Annotated in this window: 21 protein-coding genes; 8 read left to right on the forward strand and 13 right to left on the reverse strand. The window is 65.9% G+C overall.

Going from position 1 to position 24,696, the window contains the following annotated elements; all coding sequences use genetic code 11:
* Positions 1-160: 160 nt before the first annotated feature.
* On the reverse strand, positions 161-1,009 hold the full coding sequence (locus IEW02_RS20615) for an aminodeoxychorismate lyase (protein WP_188546776.1): 849 nt from the start codon (positions 1,007-1,009) through the stop codon (positions 161-163).
* Positions 1,010-1,047: 38 nt separating this feature from the next.
* Between IEW02_RS20615 and ygfZ the strand changes: the two genes are divergently transcribed.
* The 4 genes from ygfZ to IEW02_RS20635 all read left to right on the forward strand — a co-directional run bounded on the left by ygfZ (position 1,048) and on the right by IEW02_RS20635 (position 4,179).
* Complete coding sequence (ygfZ, locus tag IEW02_RS20620) at positions 1,048-2,169, forward strand: CAF17-like 4Fe-4S cluster assembly/insertion protein YgfZ (protein WP_188546777.1); 1,122 nt, start codon at positions 1,048-1,050, stop codon at positions 2,167-2,169.
* Positions 2,170-2,171: 2 nt separating this feature from the next.
* Positions 2,172-2,810, forward strand: coding sequence for an MOSC domain-containing protein (locus IEW02_RS20625; protein WP_188546778.1), 639 nt, complete (start codon positions 2,172-2,174; stop codon positions 2,808-2,810).
* Positions 2,807-3,769, forward strand: a complete 963-nt coding sequence (locus tag IEW02_RS20630) for an asparaginase (RefSeq protein WP_188546779.1) — start codon at positions 2,807-2,809, stop codon at positions 3,767-3,769. Before IEW02_RS20625 ends, IEW02_RS20630 begins: the two co-directional genes overlap by 4 nt.
* 221 nt (positions 3,770-3,990) lie before the next feature.
* Complete coding sequence (locus IEW02_RS20635; protein WP_188546780.1) at positions 3,991-4,179, forward strand: DUF3073 domain-containing protein; 189 nt, start codon at positions 3,991-3,993, stop codon at positions 4,177-4,179.
* Between the two features lie 88 nt (positions 4,180-4,267).
* Here IEW02_RS20635 and purM read toward each other — a convergent pair whose 3' ends face one another.
* The 6 genes from purM to purF form a co-directional block, all read right to left on the reverse strand.
* Positions 4,268-5,365, reverse strand: coding sequence for a phosphoribosylformylglycinamidine cyclo-ligase (gene purM / locus IEW02_RS20640; protein WP_188546781.1), 1,098 nt, complete (start codon positions 5,363-5,365; stop codon positions 4,268-4,270).
* Between the two features lie 180 nt (positions 5,366-5,545).
* Positions 5,546-7,195, reverse strand: coding sequence for an ABC transporter ATP-binding protein (locus IEW02_RS20645; RefSeq protein WP_188546782.1), 1,650 nt, complete (start codon positions 7,193-7,195; stop codon positions 5,546-5,548).
* A complete protein-coding gene (locus IEW02_RS20650) occupies positions 7,192-8,151 on the reverse strand; it encodes an ABC transporter permease (protein ID WP_188546783.1) in 960 nt (319 codons plus the stop codon). The genes IEW02_RS20645 and IEW02_RS20650 overlap by 4 nt, the downstream gene beginning before the upstream one ends.
* A 16-nt stretch (positions 8,152-8,167) precedes the next feature.
* Positions 8,168-9,256, reverse strand: coding sequence for an ABC transporter permease (locus IEW02_RS20655; RefSeq protein ID WP_188546784.1), 1,089 nt, complete (start codon positions 9,254-9,256; stop codon positions 8,168-8,170).
* Positions 9,257-9,258: 2 nt separating this feature from the next.
* On the reverse strand, positions 9,259-10,875 hold the full coding sequence (locus IEW02_RS20660) for an ABC transporter substrate-binding protein (RefSeq protein ID WP_188546785.1): 1,617 nt from the start codon (positions 10,873-10,875) through the stop codon (positions 9,259-9,261).
* Between the two features lie 164 nt (positions 10,876-11,039).
* Positions 11,040-12,548, reverse strand: coding sequence for an amidophosphoribosyltransferase (gene purF, locus IEW02_RS20665; RefSeq protein WP_188547015.1), 1,509 nt, complete (start codon positions 12,546-12,548; stop codon positions 11,040-11,042).
* Between the two features lie 169 nt (positions 12,549-12,717).
* Here purF and IEW02_RS20670 point away from each other — a divergent pair, with 169 nt between their 5' ends.
* Positions 12,718-13,233, forward strand: coding sequence for a DUF427 domain-containing protein (locus IEW02_RS20670; protein WP_188546786.1), 516 nt, complete (start codon positions 12,718-12,720; stop codon positions 13,231-13,233).
* Positions 13,234-13,249: 16 nt separating this feature from the next.
* On the opposite strand, the gene IEW02_RS20675 is transcribed toward IEW02_RS20670, so the two are convergent.
* The gene (locus IEW02_RS20675) at positions 13,250-13,915 is read right to left on the reverse strand and encodes an SDR family NAD(P)-dependent oxidoreductase (RefSeq protein ID WP_188546787.1); all 666 of its coding nucleotides are present in this window, start codon (positions 13,913-13,915) and stop codon (positions 13,250-13,252) included.
* A gap of 105 nt (positions 13,916-14,020) precedes the next feature.
* On the opposite strand from IEW02_RS20675, the gene IEW02_RS20680 reads away from it, so the two are divergent.
* Together IEW02_RS20680 and IEW02_RS20685 are read left to right on the forward strand one after the other, a co-directional pair.
* Positions 14,021-14,407 (forward strand): TA system antitoxin ParD family protein, encoded by a 387-nt coding sequence (locus IEW02_RS20680; protein ID WP_188546788.1) that lies wholly within the window; start codon positions 14,021-14,023, stop codon positions 14,405-14,407.
* Positions 14,404-14,982 carry an ATPase gene (locus tag IEW02_RS20685; RefSeq protein WP_188547016.1) on the forward strand — a complete coding sequence of 193 codons (579 nt, stop codon included), beginning with the start codon at positions 14,404-14,406 and terminating at the stop codon, positions 14,980-14,982. The genes IEW02_RS20680 and IEW02_RS20685 overlap by 4 nt, the downstream gene beginning before the upstream one ends.
* Positions 14,983-15,027: 45 nt before the next feature.
* Here IEW02_RS20685 and IEW02_RS20690 read toward each other — a convergent pair whose 3' ends face one another.
* A complete protein-coding gene (locus tag IEW02_RS20690; RefSeq protein ID WP_188546789.1) occupies positions 15,028-19,074 on the reverse strand; it encodes a bifunctional nitrate reductase/sulfite reductase flavoprotein subunit alpha in 4,047 nt (1,348 codons plus the stop codon).
* Positions 19,075-19,183: 109 nt separating this feature from the next.
* Here IEW02_RS20690 and IEW02_RS20695 point away from each other — a divergent pair, with 109 nt between their 5' ends.
* The gene (locus IEW02_RS20695) at positions 19,184-19,510 is read left to right on the forward strand and encodes a hypothetical protein (RefSeq protein ID WP_188546790.1); all 327 of its coding nucleotides are present in this window, start codon (positions 19,184-19,186) and stop codon (positions 19,508-19,510) included.
* Between the two features lie 73 nt (positions 19,511-19,583).
* Here the strand turns inward: IEW02_RS20695 and IEW02_RS20700 are convergent, their stop codons facing one another.
* From IEW02_RS20700 to purL, 4 genes are read right to left on the reverse strand one after another with little or no spacing between them, the layout of a single operon-like run.
* On the reverse strand, positions 19,584-19,964 hold the full coding sequence (locus IEW02_RS20700; protein WP_188546791.1) for a sterol carrier family protein: 381 nt from the start codon (positions 19,962-19,964) through the stop codon (positions 19,584-19,586).
* The gene (locus tag IEW02_RS20705; RefSeq protein WP_188546792.1) at positions 19,954-20,562 is read right to left on the reverse strand and encodes a CPBP family intramembrane glutamic endopeptidase; all 609 of its coding nucleotides are present in this window, start codon (positions 20,560-20,562) and stop codon (positions 19,954-19,956) included. Before IEW02_RS20705 ends, IEW02_RS20700 begins: the two co-directional genes overlap by 11 nt.
* Positions 20,559-22,346: an alpha/beta hydrolase gene (locus tag IEW02_RS20710; RefSeq protein WP_188546793.1), complete on the reverse strand. Its 1,788-nt coding sequence runs from the start codon at positions 22,344-22,346 to the stop codon at positions 20,559-20,561. Before IEW02_RS20710 ends, IEW02_RS20705 begins: the two co-directional genes overlap by 4 nt.
* A 4-nt stretch (positions 22,347-22,350) precedes the next feature.
* Positions 22,351-24,618 (reverse strand): phosphoribosylformylglycinamidine synthase subunit PurL, encoded by a 2,268-nt coding sequence (purL, locus tag IEW02_RS20715; protein WP_229746197.1) that lies wholly within the window; start codon positions 24,616-24,618, stop codon positions 22,351-22,353.
* Positions 24,619-24,696 lie beyond the last annotated feature (78 nt).

Here is a 24,696-nt window from a genome sequence, read left to right on the forward strand (position 1 = left end):
CTGGAATTCGCTCGCCGCTCGCGCGGAAAACCAATCCGTCAGCGGTTGCGGCTAGCTGACAGCCACCTCACGCGTCCTAGAAGAATTCAACTTCAGACCACCTCCTCTCTCGTGTACATCCGAAGTTACGCGGACTTCCGAATCTCGGCAACGACTTTTTTCAGATGCTTTCCACGGCCAGATCGACCAGCGTTCGAATCTCGTCGTCACCCGGCCGTTCCGCGCGGGCGAGCCCGTCCAACGAACGGACCCGCGCAGCGAGCGTCACCGACGACACGAGCCAAACACTGTCGGCCACAATGAGATCCGCGGGACGCAGCGGCGCGTACGCACACTCGTACCCGGAACCGGACGCCACCTCGAACAGGGCCGACACCGTGGTTCCTCGGAGCACCCCGTACTCCACCGGCGGCGTGAGCAACGACTGACCCGTGACCGCCACCACGGTGGACCTCGGCCCCTCCAGAACCATGCCCTCGCTGCTGACGAAGACGACGTCGTCGGCCCCCAGGCCGGCCGCATAGCGCAGGGCCGCCATGTTGATCGCGTAGGACAACGTCTTGGCGCCGAGGAGCTGCCACGGCGACGATGCGGCTTCGATCGAGAGCCCGCGCGGAAGCGTCACGACGGACACCCCGTCGCGGCGGGCGGAGCGGACGCGGTCGGCGAGCGGGCCCACCGTGACGTACCCGGTCGGTGGACCACCGCTCTCGCGGCCCCGACCGATCGACATGCGCATGACACCCTCGTCGTCGGAATCCCACGCCTTCACCGCTGCCGCGACAGCCGTCCGCCACCGCGGTAGGTCGGGCGCCGGCAGATCCATGGCCTCGGCCGACGTCGTCAAGCGCGCGAGGTGCAGATCGAGCGTGCACACCCGCCGCCCACGCACCAGCAACGTCTCGAAGATGCCGTCCCCGCGGACCGCGGCGAGATCGTCCGCGAAGAGCAGTGGCGCGTCCGGATCCAGGACCGCGCCGTCCAACCCGACCAGTACACGCGACGACATGCGACGAGGGTAGTGCCGAAAGCTTCTAGACTGTCGGTGTGTCACATACTTCGACGGTCGGGCTCAGTCCTCTACTCCGGCTCCCGGGTGCGGTGCCGTCTCCGGAGGGCGGTCCGGACGAAGGAACGGCGTGGCATTACGGCGATCCGCTGCGTGAGCAACGGTCCGCCGTCACCACCTCGGCGGTCGTGGACCGATCCACTCGCGCCGTGATCGCGATCGGCGGAGACGATCGGCTCACGTGGCTGCACACCATTTCGAGCCAGGATCTGCTCGCGCTCGCCGACGGCCAGTCCGCAGAGAACTTGAGCCTGGACGTCAACGGCCGCGTCGAACACCACTTCGTACAGACCGACATCGACGCAACCACCTGGATCGACACCGACCCCGCACACGGTCCCGCTCTGCTGACGTTCCTGACCAAGATGGTCTTCTGGGCCAAGGCCGAGCCTCGCGACGGCAGTGAGTTGGCTGTCCTCTCACTCCTCGGCCCCGAGTCGGCGACGGTTCTGGCGTCCCTGGGCATTTCCGCCCCGGCGCTCCCCTACGCGGCCGAGGCCGTGGACGGCGGCTTCGTTCGTCGGATGCCTTGGCCGACGCGCACCGACTCGTTCGACCTTCTGATCCCGCGAAGCGAGCTGACGAGCTGGTGGACTCGGCTGGTCGATGCGGGTGCCGCACCGGCCGGCAGCTGGGCGTACGAGGCCCTCCGAGTGGAGTCGGTGCGGCCGCGCATCGATCTCGACACCGACGAGCGGACCATTCCTCACGAGGTCGGGTGGATCGGCGGGGTCACCGAGTTCGGTGCCGTCCACCTCGACAAGGGCTGCTACCGCGGCCAGGAAACCGTTGCGCGCGTGCACAATCTGGGCAAGCCGCCGCGCCGACTCGTCATGCTTCATCTCGACGGGTCCGCCGACGGACGACCCGAGCCCGGAGACAGCATCTCCGCGGAGGGGCGCGCCGTCGGACGCATCGGTACCGTCGTCGATCATTTCGAACTGGGGCCGATTGCTCTCGCCCTGATCAAGCGCACCGTTCCCGTCGACACTCCGCTCGAAGCCGGACCGTGCGCCGCGTCGATCGATCCCGATTCGGTGCGGGAGGAGACGGCGGTGCAGGCGGGCCGGGCGGCCGTCGACCGGCTCAGAGGTCGCTGACGGTGGGGGGCGTACTACAGGCCGTGTGCGTGGTCGGTGAGATCCGGCCACTGAGCCGCAAGGGCGTCGTCGACTCGGCCATCGACAAGCGGCCGGTCGACGGGCCGGTCCGGATCGGTGAGCTCGGTGTCGAAGGAGACCGCAGCTGCGACACTAAGTTTCACGGCGGTCACGATCAAGCGGTGTACGCCTATTCCGCGGAGGAAGCGGAGCGGTGGGCGCGCGAACTGGGCCGTGACCTCGCCCCCGGATGGTTCGGTGAGAACTTCCGGGTCGAGGGGATGGCGGTCACGGACGCCGTCGTCGGCTCGAAGTGGATCGTCGGGACGGCGGAACTCGAGGTGACGATCGCGCGTACGCCGTGCGGCACCTTCGCACGGTGGTGCGAGGAACCGCACTGGGTCAAACGGTTCACCGAGAGAAGTGACTGCGGAGCGTATCTCCGTGTGCTGCAGCCGGGTTCGGTTCGTGCGGGTGACACCGTCACGGTCACGAACGTCCCCGCCCACGGCGTCACCGTTCGTGACCTGTTCGTCGGCACGGACGCCGACAAGATGCGCCGGGTGATGGACGAGAAGAACCTCGCGCCGAAGGTCTACCGCGATGCCGCCAAAGCCCTGAAGAAAGCAACCAGGTCGTGAGCGAAGCCCTCGTCGAGGTCGTCCGGTCCGGATTCCGCGAGTGCACGCACCGTGGATCCGCCGTGATCGTCGACGCGGACGGCTCGTCGATGTCCGAGATCAGTGACACCGAGAGCCCGATCTTTCCCCGCTCGTCGAACAAGCCATTGCAGGCCGTTGCGATGCTGCGCGCGGGCTTCGTTCCGCTCACGTCGAGCGAACTGGCGATCTCCGCCGCGTCCCACGAGGGTCAGCGCGAACACGTGCGCTTGGTGCAGTCGCTGCTGGATCGCTTCGGACTCACCGCCGCGCACCTTCGGTGTCCAGCGGCGCTGCCGTCGAACGATCGGGCGCGGGCCGACGCAATGGCGGCGGGCATCGAACCGACGCCGCTGTTCATGAACTGCTCGGGAAAGCATTCGGCGATGCTGGCGACCTGTGTGGTCAACGAATGGCCGCTCGCGGACTATCTGGACCCCACCCACCCGTTGCAGGTCGCGATCGGGGCGTCCATTGCCGACCTGACCTCCGAACGCACCGCCGCGCTCGGTGTGGACGGGTGCGGACTGCCCATCGTTCCGGTGTCGCTGGCCGACCTTGCGCGTTCGTTCGGTCGACTCGTGACGTCCGCACCCGGCACCCCTGAGCGCGCCGTCGCCGACGCGGTACGAGAACACCCGTTCCTGATCTCCGGAACCGGCAAGGAGGACGAGATTCTCATGACCGCCGTTCCGGGGCTGTTGTGCAAGTCGGGTGCGGACGGCGTGTTCGCGGCAGCGTTGCCCGACGGAACGGCGTTCGCGTTCAAGATCGACGACGGCCACGACCGGGCGCGTTTGCCCTTGGCCGCCGCGGCGCTTCGTCGGTGCGGAGCCCCGTGGTCCGACGAACTCGAGGCGTTGGCGGAACGACCGGTCATGGGGGGCGCCGATCGCGTCGGCACCGTACGAGCCATGGTCGAATTCACGCCTCTGACCTGACCGAGCGGTCTGATTCGGGTGGCGAACACGTGATGCTCGCCTCATCCGGAGGCGCCATCGAAGCGATTCGGTACGACTCGCCGTAGGCGCGCGCGACCCCGGCGATTCCCTGGGAGCGCGTAGCCGTTTCGCACGCTAGAGTGTCCTTCAGGAAGACTAAACAAACTGACGGGGCCGCCAAAAAATCCCAGGCCGCCCCGCAACTCGCGAGGGGGTTAGCCATGGGCCGTGGCCGGGCTAAGGCAAAACAGACCAAAGTTGCGCGTGAGCTCAAGTACAGCTCACCGTCCACGGACTTCGAGAGCCTCCAGAAGGAGCTCACAGGTTCGCCCGACTCGCATCGAAGCGGAGGCGTCGTCGAACGGGAGCCGTCCCGTTACGACGACGAATACGAAGACTGGCGACGCTGACGATCTTCGCGTCACCCGCACTTCTCTGAAGACATCTCACCGTTGACTGCGGGGACATCCGATCGGATGTCCCCGCAGTTCGCGTCTGCTAGAAACGCGGGTGGGTACCCACCAGCACGGCGCGTTCGTCGGTCGCCTTGTCGGCACTCTTGCGCACCGTCCCCAAGGTCCAGCAATCGATGTGGCGTGCCGTCAGCACGGCGAGCGCCCTGTCCACATCCTCGGGCGCCACTATGGCGACCATGCCGACGCCCATGTTGAAGGTGCGTTCCATCTCCGAACGCTCGACCCGGCCGCGCTGAGCGATCAGAGCGAACACCGGTGCCGGACTCCAGGTACCGCGATCGAGTTCGGCCACCAGACCTGCGGGCATGACACGCGCCAGGTTGTTTGCGAGCCCGCCGCCGGTCACGTGGCAGAACGTACGCACGTCGGTTTCGGCGGCGAGCGCGAGGCAATCCTTGGCGTAGATGCGGGTGGGCTCGAGCAGCTCCTCGCCGAGGGAACGTCCGAACTCCTCGATATGGCCCGTGAGCGACATGCGGTCGATCTCCAGCAACACCTTGCGAGCGAGCGAGTACCCGTTCGAGTGCAGTCCCGACGACCCCATGCCGATGACCACGTCACCGGGTCGGACACGATCGGGCCCCAGGACGGCGTCGGCTTCCACCACACCGATTCCGGTGGCGGACAGGTCGTAGTCACCGTCGGCCATGATGCCGGGGTGCTCGGCGGTTTCCCCGCCGAGCAGCGCACAACCGGCCTGGATGCACCCTTCGGCGATGCCCTTGACGATTTCGGCCACGCGTTCGGGCACTACCCGGCCGACGGCGATGTAGTCCTGCAGGAACAACGGTTCCGCTCCACACACGACGAGATCGTCGACCACCATGGCGACGAGGTCGAGGCCCACCGTGTCGTGCTTGTCCAGGGCTTGCGCGACCGCGAGCTTGGTGCCGACGCCGTCGGTCGAGGCGGCAAGCAGTGGTTCGCGGTAGCTGCTCTTGAGAGCGAAGAGGCCGGCGAACCCGCCGAGTCCTCCCATGACCTCCGGTCGGCTGGCCTTCTTGGCCAGTGGCGCGAACAGTTCGACGGCGCGGTCTCCCGCTTCGATGTCGACCCCGGCCGCGGCGTACGAGGAACCCCTCGCCGGTCGGTCGTCGGTGCGGTCGGTGTCGTCGGTCATGTGTCAGCGGCTCCAGCCTGTGCTGTGGGTCTCGTCGGTCTTCGTAGATCGTCGGTTCGGGCCGTCCTGATGGCTCGAGACGCGTCCTTACGGTACCGGCCGGTCAGGCCACACGTTCAGGCGCTTCGCGCACGGGTGTGAAAAAGAGTGCTGGGATACTCCTTTTCGCACCCGGGTGCGTCAGCGCACTTCCGGCTTGGGGATGGCCGCGATGAGGCGTTTCGTGTACTCCTGCTCGGGCTCGCGGAGAATCTTCCACGGCGTGCCGATCTCCACGACACCGCCGTCCTTCAGTACCGCGACGCGGTGCGCCAGACGGTCGACCACCGCCAGATCGTGGCTGATGAACAGGCACGCGAAGTTCAGCTCGCGCTGCAGTTCCTCGAACAGGTCCAGCACCGCCGCCTGCACCGACACGTCCAACGCACTGGTCGGCTCGTCCGCCACCAGCAGGTCCGGTCGCAGCACCAGAGCCCGTGCCAGCGATGCCCGCTGACGCTGTCCGCCCGAGAGCTCGTGTGGGTAGCGCTTCTCGGTCCCCTTCGGCAGCTGCACCGAGTCGAGCCAGTCGGTGACGGTCTTCGCAATCTCCGCCTTGGATGCCGGGCCGGGAGTGGAGCCTGCGGAACGACCCAATGACTTCCGATGAACGATCATCGGCTCGGCGACGCACTGCCCCACGGTCAGACGCGGATTCAGCGACGTCGACGGATCCTGGAAAACGAAGCCGAACCTCTTGCGCAGCGATTTGAGCGCCTTGCCCTTCAGCGCACCGACGTCCTGACCGAGCACGTCGATGTGTCCGGACGTCGGCTTCTGCAGGGCCGCCACACACCGGCCGATCGTCGACTTGCCCGACCCGGATTCCCCCACGAGTCCGAGGGTCTCGCCGGCGAACAGATCGAAGGTGACGTCGTCGACGGCTCTGAACATCGGTTGACCGACACCACCGGAGAACTCGACCACCAGATCTCGCACGCCGAGAACCGGTGCACCCGACCGGTCGATCTCTCGATCGGTCTGCTCGGGGTCGAGCGTCGGCACCGCGGCCAGCAGCCGTTTGGTGTAGTCGGCCTTCGGCGCATTGAACAGATCGCTGACCGACGCTTCTTCGACCACTTCGCCGTCCTTCATGACGACGACCCGGTCGGCGATGTCGGCCACGACGCCCATGCTGTGCGTGATCAGGACGATCGCACAGCCCAGCCGATCTTTCAGATCACGGAGGAGGCGCAGGATTTCGGCCTGCACCGTGACGTCCAGCGCGGTCGTCGGCTCGTCCGCGATGATCACCTTGGCCTCGCACGAGATCGCAATGGCGATCATGACGCGCTGCTTCTGGCCGCCGGAGAGTTCGTGCGGGAAGTAACCGAATCGACGCTCCGGATCGGGTAGGCCGACCATCGTGAGCAGTTCCACTGCGCGCGCCTTCGCGGCCTTCTTGTCCATGCCCTTGCCGTCGGCACCGGGATGCGCGCGCAACGCTTCCACGATCTGGTAGCCCACGGTGTACAGCGGGTCCAGTGCGCTGCCCGGCTCCTGGAAGATCATGGCGATTGCGTCGCCGCGAAGCTTGGCCCATTGTTTGTCCGTCAGGTGCGTGACATCGGAGGATGCGAGCGTGACGAGCCCATCGACGTGTGCGGTGGTGGGCAGCAACCCGATGGCCGATCGCACGCTCACCGACTTGCCCGATCCCGACTCCCCCACCACGGCAAGTACTTCGCCGGGAAACACCTCGAAGGAGACACCCCGCACGGCGTTCACCGTGCCGCCGTCGGTGTCGAAGGTGACGTTCAGAGAATCGAGCGACAGGGCTGGAGTTGTCATTTCTTCACCGTGAACTTTCGACGTGTCCGCAGCACCGGATTGAGTGTCTCGCTGATGCTTTCGCCGACCATGGTCATGCCCAGCACGACGAGCACGATGCCCAGACCTGGGAAGATCGACGTCCACCAGATGCCGTTCGAGATGTCGGGCAGCGCCTTGTTGAGGTCGTAACCCCACTCCGAAGCCGCTGTCGGCTCGATTCCGAAGCCGAGGAAGCCGAGTCCGGCGAGGGTCAGAATGGCCTCTGCACCGTTGAGGGTGATGATGACCGGCAGGGTCTGGGTGACGTTGGCGAGAATGTGGCGGAACAGAATTCGCACCGTGCCGGCGCCTGTGACGCGGGCCGCGTCGACGTACGGCTCGGTCTTCACCGACACCGTCGCGTTGCGGACCACCCGGAAGTACTGCGGGACGAACACGGCGGTGATCGCTATGGCCGCGGACAGGATGCCGCCGAAGCTGCTGGACTGACCACCGGCCACGACGATCGAGACCACAACGGCCAGAAGCAGACTCGGGAACGCGTACATCGCGTCCATGAACAACACCAGGACACGGTCGAGCCACCGACCGATGTATCCCGAGGCGAGGCCGAGCGGAACACCGATGGCGATCGAGAGCACCAGCGACGTCACGATCACCAGCAACGCGGTCCGGGCGCCGTAGACGACGCGGGAGAACACGTCCTCACCGCGCACGGAGGTGCCGAAGATGTGATCGGCGCTCGGTGCAGCCTGTCTGGCGAAATCGACTCCGCCGGAACTGGTCTGCGCGAAATCGAAGGGCGCAATGAGCGGTGCGAACACCGCCGCGATCACGAAGGCTGCCACCAGAAGCAGGCCGATGATGATGGTCCACTTCTGCAGACCGGCACTGGACTTGATCAGGGCGACACCGGGAATGCCCCGGCGGGGCTTCGGCGCTTCGAGCTCGCCGACGCTGACTTCGACGCTCATCGGAACCTCACTGTCATCAGAATCGAACCCTGGGATCGATGAGCGCGACGATGGCATCGGTGAGGAAGCTGATCACGGCCACCACGATCGCCAGGAATGTCACGATGCCCTGCACGGCAATGAAGTCGCGAGCCTGCAGATAACGCGCGAGCTGGAACCCGAGGCCCTGCCATTCGAACGTCGTCTCGGTCAGTACTGCGCCACCGAGCAATGTGGCGATCTGCAGCCCCATCACGGTGACCACCGGAATGAGCGCATTGCGGAACGCGTGGCGACGCGTGACGGTCCGGGCCCCGACCCCGCGTGCCCGCGCGGCCTCGACGTAGCCGGACTGCAGGGTTTGCAGCAGGTTCACACGGACGAGCCTGAGAAACACTCCCGCAGTAAGCAATCCGAGTGCGACGGCGGGAAGCACGGCATGTTTCAGGACGTCGATGGTGTAGCCGGTGTCGCCGTAGAGGAACGAGTCGATCAGCAGGATGTTCGTTTTCGGCGACACGTTCTGCAGAGCCAGTTCGACGTTGGTGCTGGCGCGACCCGCGACGGGGAGCCATCCGAGCTTCACGGCGAAGACGAGCTTGAGAAGCATGCCGACGAAGAACACGGGTGCCGCGTAGAACAGGATCGCCAAGATGCGCAGCGTTCCGTCCGAGAACGAGTCGCGGTGGGTCGCGGCGAAGAAGCCGAGAGGTACCCCGACGGCGAACGCGACCAGCAGCGCCCAGAACGCGAGTTCCAGTGTCGCGGCGCCGTTGGTGATGAGCACGTCGGAAATGGGGACGTTGTTGGTGGAGGCCCGACCGAAGTCTCCCCGCAGGAGCCCGGTCAGGTACTCCCAGTACTGCGTGAGGATCGGCCGGTCGTAGCCGGCCGCCGCTCGACGTTCGGCGATCTGGTCGGCGGGAAGACGACCTCCGAGAGCTGCGCTGATCGGGTCACCGAGCACGCGCATGAGGAAGAAGACGACGGTCACCAGGATCCAGGCTGTCGGAATGATCAGCAGGAACCGAATTCCGAGGTAACGGGCGAGCGCGCCGTAGCGTGACGACGCGCTCGCCCGAGAGTCCTTCCCCACCTCCACCGGTGCCGGCGTGGTGGTGGCCATGATCAGCCCTTCGAGAGCGGGGTGAAGCGGAACTTGAACGATGCGTCGAGCGTCTGGTCGACGCCGGACACCTGGTCCGTGCTGACGGCGATCTGCTTGCCTTCGAGCAGCGGGAGGGTCGAGACGAAGTCGGTGGCCATCCGCGTCTGGATCTGGCCGATGACTGCCTCACGTGCTGCCGGATCGGTCGTCGTGCGCTCCTGGTCGATGAGCGCGGTGATCTCCGGGTTCTCGAAGTGGTTCTGCAAGAAGTTGTCCGGAGCGAAGAACGGCGTCAGGTAGTTGTCCGCGTCCGGGAAGTCCGGGAACCAGCCGAGCTGGTACACCGGGTAGGTGTCGGCGACACGGGCCTTGTTGTAGGTGTTCCACTCCGTCGACTGCAGGTTGACGGTGAACAGACCCGACGCTTCGAGCTGCGACTTCACGGCCGCGTACTCCTCGGACGAGCTGGACCCGTAGTGATCCGGGTTGTACTGCAAGTTGATCGCGACCGGAGTGGTGACGCCTGCGGCACTGAGGAATCCGGCTGCCTCGTCCTTGTTCGGGGTTTCGCCGTACACATCCTTGAACGCGGTGTTGGATCCGGCGAGACCGCTGGGGACCACCGACCACGCGGGGGTGTACGTGCCCTTGTAGACGTTGTCCGACAACGCCTGTCGGTCGACCGACGCCGCCATGGCCTTGCGGATGGCGAGCTTCTGCTCGGGCGTTCCGCCGGGCATGGTGTTGAGGTTGAACACGATGTAGCGCAGCTCGCCGCCGGGGCCGTTGTGCACGGTGAGTCCGTTGACTGAGGTGAGCGAGTCGATGTCGGTGGGTGTGAGCGAGCGCCACGCCACGTCGATCGACTTGTTCTGCATGTCGAGCTTGAGATTGTCCGAGCTGGTGTAGGTGCGCAGGGTGACGCTGCCGGTCTTGGGCGCTCCGAGCGCGCCCTTGTATCCGTCGAACTTCGAGAAGCTGACGAGCGAGTTCTTCTCGTAGCTGTCGATGGAGTAGGGGCCGGCGAACGGCTTCGCGGCGACGATCGCGTTGTCGTCCATGATCGAGTCGGCGGGGAACACCTTCTCGTCCACGATCGGGCCCGTGTTGGTGGCGAGGGTCTGCGGGAACGTCTGGTCGTTGGCGGACTTCAACGTGAAGTCGACCGTCGTCGGCGTCGGTGCGGCGACCGAGGCGAGATTCGCGAGCAGCGAAGCCGGACCGTTGGGGTCGTTGATCGCGACGATGCGGTCGAAGGAGAACTTGACGCTGGCGGAGGTGAGCGGGTCACCGTTGGCGAAGGTCAGGCCGTCCTTCAGAGTGCAGGAGTACACGGTGGGAGTGCTGAAGTCGCAGCTCTGCGCGGCGTCGGGAACGAGTTCGTCGCTACCGGGCGCGTAGTTCATCAGGAACGGATAGACCTGGTTCATGATGGTGAACGAGCCGTTGTCGTAGGACGCGGCGGGGTCGAGTGCGTACACCTGATCGGTGGTTCCGACGAGAAGTGCGGCGCCGGCGTCGCCGGACCCTGAGGAACCCTCGTCGGTGCGTCCCGATCCGCACGCCGCGGCAGTGAGTGCGGCGACGGACAGGATCGAGATCAAAGCGGTGGTGCGTCCTCTGGAGGGCACGCTCATGGTGGGACGTCCTTCGTAGGTGCTCTGTGATTCGGTGAACGGCACGTTACCGAGTCCCGGTGTCGTTCATATGACGAACACTACGAATTTTTTAACATGACCGGTACTTACCTGTCAGACGGCAGGACCGGAGGTAGAAATTCAGTGCGGACAGCCCGCATCGATCAGGGCCGAGACAGCGCGCTGACGTTGTCGTCGTCCGGCACCAGCGGATCACCCGCGGTGCGGCCGAGGATGCCTTCGAGGACGTTCTTGCCCATCGACGCCTCGCTGGGAAGCGCGATCGGGTAGTTGCCGTCGAAGCACGCAGCGCACAGTCGAGACTTTGGTTGCTCGGACGCGGCGATCATGCCCTCGATGGAGATGTAGCCGAGCGAGTCCGCGCCGATGGCGTGCCGCACACCTTCGAGAATGCCGTCCTCGGAATCCATACCGTTCGCGATCAACTCGGCGGGCGAGGCGAAATCGATGCCGTAGAAGCAGGGCCACCGCACCGGCGGTGACGCGATGCGCACGTGGATCTCCAGTGCGCCCGCTTCGCGCAGCATCCGGATCAGTGCGCGCTGGGTGTTTCCGCGCACGATCGAATCATCCACCACCACAAGGCGTTTGCCGCGGATGACTTCCTTGAGCGGGTTGAGCTTGAGACGGATACCGAGCTGACGAATGGTCTGCGACGGCTGAATGAACGTGCGGCCGACGTACGCGTTCTTCATCAGACCCTGGCCGTACGGAATGCCCGAACCTTGGGCGTAACCGACTGCGGCAGGCGTCCCCGATTCGGGTACCGGAATGACCAGGTCGCCCTCGGCGGGGTGTTCCTCGGCCAGTCGACGACCGATCTCGACGCGTGTCGAGTGCACCGAACGTCCGCCGATCACGCTGTCCGGTCGAGCCAGGTAGACGTACTCGAAGATGCAGCCCTTGGGCTCGGGGGTGGCGAAGCGGGACGAGCGAACTCCGTCGGCGTCGATGGCCAGCAGTTCGCCGGGCTCGATATCGCGAACGAACGACGCGCCGACGATGTCGAGTGCCGCTGTTTCCGACGCGACGACCCACCCGCGGTCGAGCCGTCCCAGCGACAGCGGGCGGACACCGTGCTTGTCGCGAGCTGCGTACAGGGTGTGCTCGTCCATGAAGGTGAGGCAGAACGCGCCTTCGAGCGTCGGCAGCAGCTCCATCGCGGACTGCTCGAGCGTGCTGTCCGCGGCTCCATGAGCCAGCAGCGCCCCGACGACGTCGGAATCGGAGGTGCCGCTCCCGCGACGGTTCCCCATCAATCCGGCTTCGCGGGCGCGCGATGCCAGTTCGGTGGTGTTGACCAGATTGCCGTTGTGGCCGAGCGCGACTCCGCTGCCGGCGGCGGTGGTGCGGAAGATCGGCTGCGCGTTCTCCCACGTGGTGGATCCGGTGGTGGAGTAGCGGCAGTGACCGATGGCGACGTGTCCTGGCATCGCGCCGAGCGTTTGCTCGTCGAACACCTGACTGACCAGGCCGAGATCCTTGAACACCAGCACCTGGGATCCGTCCGCGACGGCAATTCCGGCCGCTTCCTGGCCGCGATGCTGCAGGGCGTAGAGGCCGTAGTACGACATTTTTGCGACGTCTTCACCGGGCGCCCAGACTCCGAAGACTCCACATTCCTCGCGTGGCTCGGTTTCGGGTTCGTCCATCGAGGAGGGTGTGGATGGTGCAGATGTCACGGGTAGCGCTCCCTGTGGGCTAGGCGAGGGGTGCAGGCCTGAGTCTACGGCCTCCCCGATCAACAACACGACCTCGATCCCGACCGATTCCGAGCGTGTGTGTGATCCCTACCTCAGAGCAAGAGGGCATCATCGAGGGATGAAGCGAAACTTGCCTCCCGGCGTCGAGCCCGAAACACCCGGCCCCGGCCAGGAATCCGTCTGGGATTACCCGAGGCCCCCACTACTGGAATCGTCGACGAAGAGAGCCGTGGTCCGTTTCGGTGAATCAGTGGTCGCCGACAGCCGTGGGCCGTGGCGCGTTCTGGAGACGTCGCACCCTCCCACCTGGTACATCCCGCGCTCCGACGTCGATTCGAGCCGAATCCGTCGGTCCGCCGCCCGCTCGACCATGTGTGAGTGGAAGGGTGCGGCCACCTACTGGGACATCGTCGGCGACGACGGGTCGGTTCTCGAAGCGGGCGGGTGGAGCTACGAGTCACCGACCGCGCCGTTCCGCGACATCGCCGGTGCCCTGTCCTTCTCCCCCGCTCAACTGACGTGCGAGTTGGCCGGGGAAACCGCCCTCGCGCAAGAGGGCGGCTTCTACGCGGGGTGGATCACGTCGGACGTCGTGGGGCCGTTCAAGGGGATTCCTGGCTCCTGGGGGTGGTGATCGTCGAGCGCGCCTTCTAGTCCGCGCTCACCTGGAACCGGAACCGGTCGCGCTTGATGTGCAGGTCCCACAGGTGCTCGGCAAGCACCTTCGGATCCTTCTCCGGATCTCCCTCGACGATCGCGCCGCCGATGATCAGCTGCGACACCTGGATGCCCTCCTCGCCGAGTGCCTCGTTCAGCAACTGGGCGTAGGCGGCCTGGCCTGCGAAGGCAATGGACGTACCGGTGACGTTGCGGCCGGGCGTCACCGCGGATCCACCGTTGACGAACAGAATGGTTCCTTTGTTCTCGCCGAGGAAGCGCATACCCGGAATCACCTGGTGCACAGCCGCAATGGGGCCGTAAATCGAGAACTCGACCGGTCCCACCATGTCGGCGGGCGTCGTCTCGAGAACGGGCCGCATGAAGTCCTTCTGCGGCAGCGGACTGTACTGCAGCACCTCGATGGGGCCGAGCGCCTCGGTGATCTGCTCGAGTGCGTGCGCGATCGACGCGGGGTCGCGCACGTCGGCGGCGAAGCCCTTGGCCTGGATGCCCTCGGAAGCCAGATCGTCGGCCAACGCGTCGACACGTGTCTGGTTACGCGAGACCAGACCCACCGCGAAGCCTTCCGAGGCGAATTTGCGTGCCACGGCCGCGCCGAGTCCGGAACCTGCTCCGATGATTGCTATTGAAGTCATACCCAGTGCAAGACACCCAACCGCCCGGACTATTCCCATGTCGCCGACGAGCGCACTTGTAGCATGCTGCTACAGTCGTAGCAGAACGCTACAGAAGAGGACGTCATGACAGTCGCCGATCGTGTCACTCGGGTTGCCGCCGACCTGGCAGACAGCGCAGCAGCTGAAGGGGCGCGCCAAAGTCGTTCCGCAAAACAACAACTCGACCATTGGGCCCGCGTGGGACGGGCGGTATCGAGTCAACACACCGCATCACGCCGCCGCGTCGAAGCCGCTCTCGGAGGGGACCTGAACACGACCGACCTGACCGTGGAGGAAGGTGTCGTGTTCAACGCCGAAATTTCCGCGGCGATCGACGAGAGCCTTGCCGACGCTCACTACGGCAATCTCCTAGCCGCACAGAACATCACCACCGTTGCGCTGGACGAGCTCGGGAACATCGTCGAGCATCGACCCGACGGCACCGTCGCGGTCGTGGAGCAACACTCCTGAAACGTCTCGATCTGGTCGTCGGATGCAACGGTGCCGGTAAATCCACCTTTGTCGCCCTCACCCTTGCACCGTTGCTTCCCCGTAGCGCCTTCGTCAACGCAGACGAGATCGCCAAGCAGCGGTGGCCCGAAGATCCCGCGTCCCGTTCGTACGACGCCGCCCTCGTGGCAGCGGATACCCGCACAGCGCTGATCGACGCGGGCCGCTCCTTCATCGCGGAGACCGTGTTCTCTCACGAGTCGAAGCTCCGCTTGGTCGAGCACGCACGCGTCGCGGGATACACGATCGAACTCCACGTCGTGATGATTCCCGAAGATCTTGCGGTGCACAGAGTTGCGAGCCGAGTGCGGGCTGGAGGCCACTCGGTCCCCGAGGTCAAGATACGCGAACGATACGGGCGCCTGTGGGCGCTGGTAGCCCGTGCGGCACCGCACTGTGACACAACCACGTTCTACGACAACAGCACCGTTCGCGGCCCGCGCGTGGTCGCGAGGGTCGTCGGCGGCGTTGCGGTGGGACACCTGGAATGGCCGAGCTGGACACCTAGGGCGCTCACGGATCGCTGGTCGAGTTAGTCGCTATATGCGACCGGGCGGGTGTCATGTCCGGGCTACTCGAGGTCAGTACACGTCGCGCACGTAGCGCTTATCCGCGACCAACTTCTTCCTGAACGCCAGCGCGTCGTCCTCGCTCAATTTGCCGTGCACGGACGCAATGGTCAGCAATGTGTCGTCGACATCCTTCGCCATCCGCGACGCATCTCCGCACACGTACACGTTGGCACCGTCCTGCAGCCATTTCCAGAACTCGGCCCCGTGCTCGATCATCCTGTCCTGCACATAGATCCGCTCACGTTGGTCGCGCGAGAAGGCCAGGTCGAGCCGGCTGAGGAACCCGTCACGGAACATGTCCTCGAGCTCGGTGCGGTAGTAGAAGTTGTGGTCGGCATGCTGATCGCCGAAGAAGAGCCAGTTGCGGCCGGCGTGGCCGAGCGCACGGCGGTGGTGCAGAAACCCGCGAAACGGTGCGATGCCGGTGCCGGGCCCGATCATGATCATGGGCGTCGAGGGGTCGGACGGTGGACGAAAATGCGGTGACTTCTGCAGGTACACCGGGACGGTTCCCGCTCGGTCGGCCAGGTACGTCGAGCAGACACCCCCGAGTTCGCTGTCGTTCTCTCCGCGGTAGCGCACCACCGACACCGTCAGCTGCACTTCCTGCGGACTCACGAGCGGGCTCGACGAGATCGAGTACTGCCGGGGCGCAAGCTTCTTGAGCACGCTGTTCCACTCGACCATGTCTGCGTGTACGGGGAAAGCCCGTAGCAGATCCGGGGCTTGGCGGCCGTAGAGCCAGTTGTCGAGCTCGGTCCGGTTGTCGCGCCGGAGGAGCTTCGCCAACTTGGGGTCCGAGTTGCGGGCGGCGACGAAGTCGAGAAGCGCGGGCGAGACTTTCGCGATGTCGTACCGCGTCGCCAACGCCTCGGACAGTGGTGTCTCCATGCCGTCCATGTCGACCGAGCGGGAACCGTCCAATCCGGTTGCCGCCAGCCAGGCACGCACCGTGGTCGGTGAATTGCGGGGAACGATGCCCAACGAGTCGCCCGGTTCGTACGTCGCACCCGAGTCACCGAGATCGAATCCGAACTGCCGCACTTCCTTGGCCGAGTTCGGGCTCGACAGAACGACATTGGTGGTCAGGGTGGCGTGCACCGGATCGGCCTTCGTGAACTTCTTCGCCGCGGTTCGTTCGAGGACGGCGACGCCTCCACCACTGTCGGACGGGGTTCCGATCGCCGTCGGCTCGTTCTCGCCGAGTGCCTGCGCGAGGGCCGACAACCAGTCGGCGGCCGCCTCGTCCTCGCCCGGTTCGCATCGCACGAGATCGACGAGGCGCCGGGCGCCCAACGATTCGAAGCGTGCGTCCAGTGCGCGTGCGTGCCCGCAGAAGTCGTCGTACGACGAATCGCCCATGCCGAGTACGGCGAAGCGGACCCCATCGAGAGACGGGGCGTTCTCCGCGGTGATGCGCGACCAGAAATCGGCGCCGTTGTCGGGTGGGCCCCCATCGCCGAAGGTACTGCTGACCACGACAACGGCACCGGTCAGCGCGCCCGGGTCGCAGTCGTCCATGTTCGTCAGTTCCGGTCGAAGCCCGGCGTCCGACAACCGGGCTGCGCACGACTGTGCGAACTCCTCGGCGTTCCCCGTCTGCGACGCCCAGAGTACCGAGACCCGTTCACGGTCGTCGGCGACAGACTCGACCGGTGCTATTGCGCGCGAATACATTCCGGCAAGCAGACCGTCGACCCACACGCGTGTCGACTGCGACAACGGCGCTGCGGCAGGAAGGCTCGGCACCCCATGCACGTCACCCACCAGTGCCGACAGAAAACCACCGACGTACATCTTCTCGACGTCACTCAACACCGGTACTGCCTGTGCCGCGATACCCAGGACGGACGCAAGAGGATGAACTGCCGCGGGCTCGGCGACGGGAGCCACCGCTCGTAGGGCCACCGCACACACCTTGAACTCCGGTTGCAGCGACACCGGGTCGACCGCGTCGTTGGTCACCGCGTTGACCGTGAGGTATTCGCCCTGCTCGTCGTTCCAGTGAAAGGGCGCGAACACGTTGCCGCGCAACACCCGATCCGTCACGACGACAGGGAGGACGGCGCGGCCGCGACGCGATCCGATCTCCAGGCGAGCGCCGTCGGAGACGCCGAGGCGATCGGCGTCGTCCGGGTGCACCTCGACGAACGGGCCGGGGTTCAGCTTGTTGAGTTTGGCCACCTTTCCCGTCTTCGTCATGGTGTGCCACTGATGCTGTAGCCGTCCGGTATTGAGCACGAACGGGTAGTCGTCGTCGGGAAGTTCGGCGGCGTCCATGTGCGGTCGGCCGAAGAACACCGCACGGCGATTCGCGGTCGGAAACGCCAGTCGCGGCCGATGACCGTCGGAGTCGACGAAGAGGTCCTGGCTGACGCCGTCGTTCACGTACCGGACGGGGTGGCGATCGGCGTCGTCGTCCGGCGGAACCGGCCACTGCAGCGGCGTCTCGCGCAACCGGTCGTAGGAAGCGCCCCGCAGGTCGTAGCCGGTCTTGGGATTGGAGAAGCGTCGAATTTCCTCGAACACGTCCTCGCTGCTCTTGTAGTCGAAGTCTGCCTCGAAACCCAACGCGCACGCCATGTCTGCGATGAGCCGCCAGTCCGGCCGAGAATCTCCGGCGGGTTCGATGGACTGCTGCAGCAACGTCATGTTGCGCTCGGAGTTGATCATCACGGCATCTGCTTCGGACCACAGCGTGGCCGGGAGCAGAATGTCCGCATAGGCGTTGGTGGCGGTATCGGTGTAGGTGTCCTGGGCTATCACCAACTCGGCCGCTTCCAGACCGGCGACCACAGTCTTGCGGTTCGCAACGGATGCAACAGGATTGGTGCAGATGATCCACACAGCCTTGATGTCGCCCTCCGCGAGGCGGGAGAACATCTCGATGGTGCCGGGGCCGACGTCGGTGCGGATGGTCCCCTCGTCGAGCCCCCACTGCCGCTCGACGAACGCCCGGTCGTCGGGCGAGATCACGGCGCGCTGGCCGGGCAGGCCCGGGCCCATGTAGCCCATCTCGCGTCCACCCATGGCGTTCGGCTGCCCGGTGAGAGACATCGGGCCGCTTCCGGGTGTGCAGATCGCGCCCGTCGCCAGATGCAGATTGCAGATGGCGTTGCTGTTCCACGTCCCGTGGGTACTTTGATTCAAACCCATTGTCCAACAGGACATCCACTTTCCGGCCTCGCCGATCCACCGTGCGGCCGTACGGATGTCTGCTTCGTCGAGACCGGTGATCGTGGCGACGCGGTCGGGGGTGTACTCGGCCAGGAACGCCGGCATGGCGTCCCATCCGTCGGTGTGCTCGGCGATGAAGTCCTCGTCGATGTCGCCGTTCTCGACCAGCAGATGAAGCAATCCGTTCAGCAGTGCGAGGTCCGTGCCGGGCGCGATGGGGAGGAACAGATCGGCTCTGTCCGCTGTCGTGGTGCGCCGCGGATCGACGACGATGAGTTTGGCGCCGGCCTTGAGCCGATCGGCCATGCGCAGGAACAGGATTGGGTGACAGTCGGCCATGTTCGACCCGATGACGAAGAACAAGTCGGCCTGATCGAAGTCGGCGTAGGACCCGGGTGGCCCGTCGGCCCCCAGCGATTGCTTGTATCCGGTTCCGGCGCTCGCCATGCACAAGCGTGAGTTCGACTCGATGTGCACCGTCCGCAGAAATCCCTTCGCCAGCTTGGTCGCGAGGTACTGCGACTCGAACGACATCTGACCCGAGACGTACAGCGCGACGGCGTCGGGACCGTGCTCGTCGACGATGGCGCGCAACCGGTCGGCGGCGTCGCGAACGGCGTCGTCGACGGAGACCGCGACGGGTTCCTGCCCCCGCTTCTCGCGTACGAACGCCGTCGTCATCCGTCCGTCGCCGAGCATCATCTCCGCGTGCGTGGCGCCCTTGGTGCACAATCGGCCGAAGTTGGTGGGGTGCAGTTTGTCGCCGCTGACCTTCGCGATGACAGGTGATCCACTTCCGTGGGACGTCTCGACGACGATTCCGCACCCGACGCCGCAGTAGGAACACGCAGTCCTCGTCGACACGCGCGTCTCACCCATGGCCCCATGGTGCGCGACTCCCGGTTCGAGGAGGTTGCCCGCGGGTTATCTCCAGATCACGCCGACCTCACCGATGCGGGCGCACCGTGTGAGGTGGTAGACACACCGAATGGCTCCGCAGGACTACTCGCATTCCGACCACGCGCAGAAGTCGCGGGAATCAAAGGCGACAGCGCTGGCACGTTACCTCTGGGACCGCGACATCGACTCGTCCGACCTCGAGTCGATGACCCCCGACCTACGCCGAAAGCTGGCGAGGGCCGCCTCGATCAACCCGCCGAGCACGAACGAGACGTGGACGTCCGTGGCCCGCATGCTCGACGACAAGGCGTCGTGGGCAGCCGCGAATCCGGCTCATCCGTCGTCGGCCCGGGCTTACGTCGACGAGAAGATCATGTGGGTCAAGCCACCGATCACACCGTGGTCCAGCGGGTAGGCCGGAGGCCGGTCGGGACCAGCGGGTAGGCCGGAGGCCGGTCGAGAGCAGCGGGTAGGCCGGTCGGACATTTTTACAGCCGTAGCAGCGGCAACCAGTGCGCAATCTCCCCGGCACGCCCGCCCGACACCGTCAGTGTCGCCGACGCGGCGTCGAACTCGAGGCGCCCGGTCGCGAGCAGCAGCCACGTTCGCGCATCGGTCTCCACCACGTTCGGTGGTGTCCCGCGGGTGTGCCGCGGGCCGACGATGCACTGCACCGCAACGAACGGCGGTACGCGCACCTCGACGCTGGACCCCGGAGCGGTCTGCTCCAAGGTGCGTGCGCTCAGCCGCACCGCGGATGCGAGCTCGGCGCGCGGGGGTTTCGGGAGACTCGGGTCGTCCAGCCACGGGGACACTGCCAACAGCGACGCCCGCAGCGCGGCCGGATCGACTTTCTTGCTAGGCGCCACGGTGAACCCAGCTTCGCAGCACTGCCCCGCCGCCGTTCACCGCGTAATGGAACATCGCCGGTGCGACGACACCGCCACCTCGCTGTCGCAGGCCGTCGAACACCAATGCCGACGCGCCGGTGAACGCGATGGCCGGTAGGGAGCCGTTGGCCACTCGCCAGTGCCACAGCCCGAACACGATGCTGTCGAAGGCCGGCGACCAGCGTGGCCCGAATGTGCTGCGCGACAACGAGTGCAACACCGACCGGAAGATCAGCTCCTCGGTGACGACGGTGCCGACGGGAATCCGAAAGAGCACCCATTCCAGCGGGGCATCCTCGGGGGGACCGACGAATCGCGTGCGCAGCGCGGGGACCGCACCGACGACTGCGTACGCGGCCAGTGGGATCGAGGCCGCCGCTGCGCCCACTCGAAAGCCTCGGCCGTTCAGGCCGAGATCCCGCACACCCAGTCGTCGAGCGGCACAGGTGGACACCACCGCGACAACAGCATTCGCCGCAGCGCGACTACGAGGCGACGACGTGACCGCGGGCGCGACGAGGTTGTTCCACACCAGCGCGGACGCGGCCGCGGCCGCTGTCACCGGGCTCGAACTCATTCCGGCGCATCGAGATTCGGGAACTTCTCGCCGACCTCGTCCATGTCGGCCTGGACTCGCTCGGTGTCCGCGTTCGTCCACCCCTCGGGCGGCGCCACAGCGGCCCACGAGTCGACGGCGGACGCGCCGTAACTGTGACCGTGTCCGGACGGCACTCCCAGCGAATTCGTCATGTCGGCCGTGACCTGCCAGAAGGTGACGATGGGGAACCACCGCATGCTGGCCAGTCGATCCGACCCGGGCGGCTCGGCCAACCAGTCCGGACGCTCGAACAGCAGGCTCGGTGACCACCAGACGATCGGGTCGGACGCATGTTGCATGTAGAGCACCCGCGGCTGCGGCCATGGGCCGTCCTGCGCGTCCAAACGCTCCGCGCTGTCGGCGAATCGGACGAGCAGACCACCCGCGTACTCGGGCTCGACCTCGGTGGTGCCCGGATCGCGCCGCGTGACGTAGGTCTGCCAGATGCGGTTGGAGTTGGGCGGGCCGACCCAGAGGACCCCGTCGACCTTGTCCCGGATGTCACTGATGTCGGTGAACGCGGCTTCACCGGCCTGGGATCCGAGACTCTCGCCGTAGACGTAGAGCTTGGGACGCGTTTCCTCGGGCTCACTCGACCACCGTCTCTGCACGGTGTCGATCAGGATGCGGCCGGCCGCGGCCGATGCCTCACGGTCGGCGATGAACGAGATCCAGCTCGGTAGATACGAGTACTGCGTCGCGATGATCGCGGTGTCACCGTCGTACATCATCTCGAACGCGCGGGCCGACACCGGATCGACCCAGCCGGTTCCGGTGGTCGGCATCACGACGATCGCCTTGCGCGAGAACGCCCCTGTGCGTTCGAGCTCGTCGACCACCATGGACATACGCTCGTCCGAGGTGGGCGCCGACGCCAGACCGACGTACGCACGAATCGGTTCCTCGGCGGGGCGGCCGGTCACCTCGGTCATCTGATCGGCCGTCAGGCCCCCGGCGACGAAGTTGCGGCCCTCGTACCCGAGCGAGTCCCACGAGACCGTCGACGCGGAACTGCCCGACCGTTCGGCGTCGGTGGGTTGCACCACGCCGCTTCGCGTTTCGTCGTTCTTGACGCTCGAGATCGAGTTCGCGACGCTGATGAAACCACGCAACAGAACACCCTGAACCAAGGTGACGCCGACGACGAGGATGAGTACCACGCCGATCGCGTTGGCCATCCCGCGTGGGATTCTGGTCCGGCGAAGGATCTTGCGTGCGATGTAGCGACGGAGGTCGCGCAGCGTCCGCCACAACGAAATCAGCAGCGCCGCAAGGACGATCATGATGGCGCCGGTGCGGAAGTATCCGGTTGTCGTCGTCCCCTCGGCGCTCATGAGTGCTGACAGTTCGCGCTGCCACTGCGCCGACACCGCGAGCATGATCGCCACTGCGAGAGTCGACAGGACCGGTACGACGATCTTCAGCGCACGCTCGATGCGATCCGGCAGCGGCCACCACGGCTGTTTGTGAAGGAACCAGCGTTTGACGGCCCATTGAACCGCAACACCCACGCCGTACCCGATTGCCGCGTTGATGCCGCTGACAATGCCCTGGAACAGCCAGCCGCGAGGGAGCAACGACGGTGTCAGCGACCAACATACGAAGAACGCGCCGAATGCGATGCCGGTGAAGTCCAGTCGCAGAAGACTCCAGGCCCACCCCACGACCGGGTGCTTGCGCACCGTCCGAAGCGCCGAATGCAGGACGAAATCCGGTAGTTGTTCGAGCCGTTCGAGTGGGGTTTCGTGAACGGTGTCAGTCACTCGCTCACCCGAACAGAGCGGGCAACGTTTTCTCGTACGCCTCCCGGAGCTCGGCGATCGGCACGGTGAACAGGCCCTGGAACTCGATCGAATCCGACCCCTCGTCGGCAACGCCGATCCGCTCCCACGGCAACCCCCTCGCACTGCACATTCCGGTGAAGCGGGTCTCCTCCGTGCGCGGTACCGCGACCAGCACACGACCCGCCGACTCCGAGAACAGCGTGACGAACGGATCTGTTCCCTCGGGCAACAGGATCCGGCACCCCGCCTCGCCGGCGAGCGCTGCTTCGACGATCGTCTGCGCCAACCCGCCTTCGGACAGGTCGTGTGCGGCGGACACCAAGCCGTCGCGACTAGAGGCCGTGAGGATGTCGGCAAGCAGCTGTTCGCGCGCGAGGTCCACCTTCGGCGGCACTCCGCCGAGATGGTCGTGGACTACCTGCGACCAAATCGATCCGTCGAACTCGTCGTGTGTCTCGCCGAGAAGAATCAGCGTCTCCCCCGGCTCCAGCCCGATGCCCGTCGGGATACGGCGATGAACGTCGTCGATCACGCCGAGCACACCGACCACGGGGGTGGGCAGGATGGGCGTCGCGCCGGTCTGGTTGTAGAAGCTGACGTTGCCGCCGGTGACCGGAATTCCGAGCGTGGCGCATCCGTCGGCCAGTCCGCGGACGGCCTGCTGGAACTGCCACATGACGCCGGGGTCCTCGGGAGACCCGAAATTCAGGCAGTTGGTGACGGCCTTCGGTGTGGCACCGGTGGTGGCCACGTTGCGGAACGCCTCGGCGAGAGCGAGCTGCGCACCGCGGTACGGGTCGAGGGCGGTGTACCGACCGGAAGCGTCGGTGGCCAAAGCGATTCCGCGGCCGGTCTTCTCGTCGATTCGCACCACGCCGGCGTCGGCGTGCTCGGCCAGAACCGTGTTGCCGCGGACGTACCGGTCGTACTGCTCGGTGATGAGCCGACGACTGCACAGCTGAGGCGAGCTGATCATGGTCATCAGCGTGTCCCGCAACGCATCGGCGCCGACGGGCCGTTCCAAGGAGGCGGTGGTGTTCGCGATCAGATCGTCCTGCGACGCGGGCCGCTCGACGGGACGGTTGTACACGGGCCCCTCGTGCGCCACGGTGAGCGGCGGGACGTCGACGACGGTGTCACCGTTCCAGGTGATCTGGAGGTTGGTGCCGCCGGTCACCTCACCGATGTCCGTCGCGAGCACGTCCCACTTCGCGCATACGGCCATGAACTTGTCGACGTTCTCCGGTGTCACGACGGCGCACATGCGCTCCTGCGACTCACTGGAGAGCACCTCGGCGGGGGTCATACCTTCGGCGCGCAGCGGCACCCGATCGAGCGCAATGTGCATACCGCCGTCACCCGCGGCTGCGAGTTCGGAAGTGGCGCAGGACAATCCGGCCCCACCGAGGTCCTGGATCCCGACCACGAGGTGCTCGGCGTACAGCTCGAGGCAGCACTCGATGAGCACCTTCTCGGTGAAGGGATCCCCCACCTGCACCGCCGGCAGCTTCTTGCGACCCTGCTTGGCGTCGAAGCTCTCCGACGCGAGCACGGACACCCCGCCGATGCCGTCCAGGCCGGTACGCGCGCCGAACAGAATGATCTTGTTGCCTGCGCCCGACGCGAATGCGAGGTGCATGTCCTCCACGCGCATCACCCCGGCACACAGCGCGTTGAGCAATGGGTTTCCGGCGTACGACGCGTCGAACACGGTCTCGCCGCCCACGTTGGGCAGGCCGAGCGAGTTCCCGTAGCCGCCGACCCCTCGGACGATCCCCTCGAGCACGCGGCGTGTGTCCGGTGCGTCCGCCGCCCCGAACCGCAGCTGATCCATGACGGCGATCGGACGTGCGCCCATGGCCATGATGTCGCGCACGATGCCGCCGACTCCGGTGGCCGCGCCTTGATACGGCTCGACGTACGACGGGTGGTTGTGGCTTTCGACCTTGAACGTGACGGCCCAACCGTCACCGACGTCGACGACCCCGGCGTTCTCGCCGATGCCGGCGAGCATGTTGGCCTTCATCTCCTCGGTGGTGGTCTCGCCGAAGTACTTCAGGTGGACCTTCGAGGACTTGTACGAGCAGTGCTCACTCCACATCACGGAGTACATCGCCAGTTCGGCGTCCGTGGGGCGGCGCCCGAGGATCTCCTTGATGCGTGCGTACTCGTCGTCTTTGAGACCGAGTTCCCGGTACGGCTGCGCAGTGTCGGGGGTGGAGGCTGCGTCGGAGACCGAGTCGACAGACACGTGGGGTGGATCCTTCCGGGGGTTGAACCGGCTCAGTAGTGGACCGATCCAGTTTAGGGCACCAGTGTTCAGGGCACC

It is taken from the genome of Rhodococcoides trifolii (assembly GCF_014635345.1).
Taxonomy (GTDB): Bacteria; Actinomycetota; Actinomycetes; order Mycobacteriales; family Mycobacteriaceae; genus Rhodococcoides; species Rhodococcoides trifolii.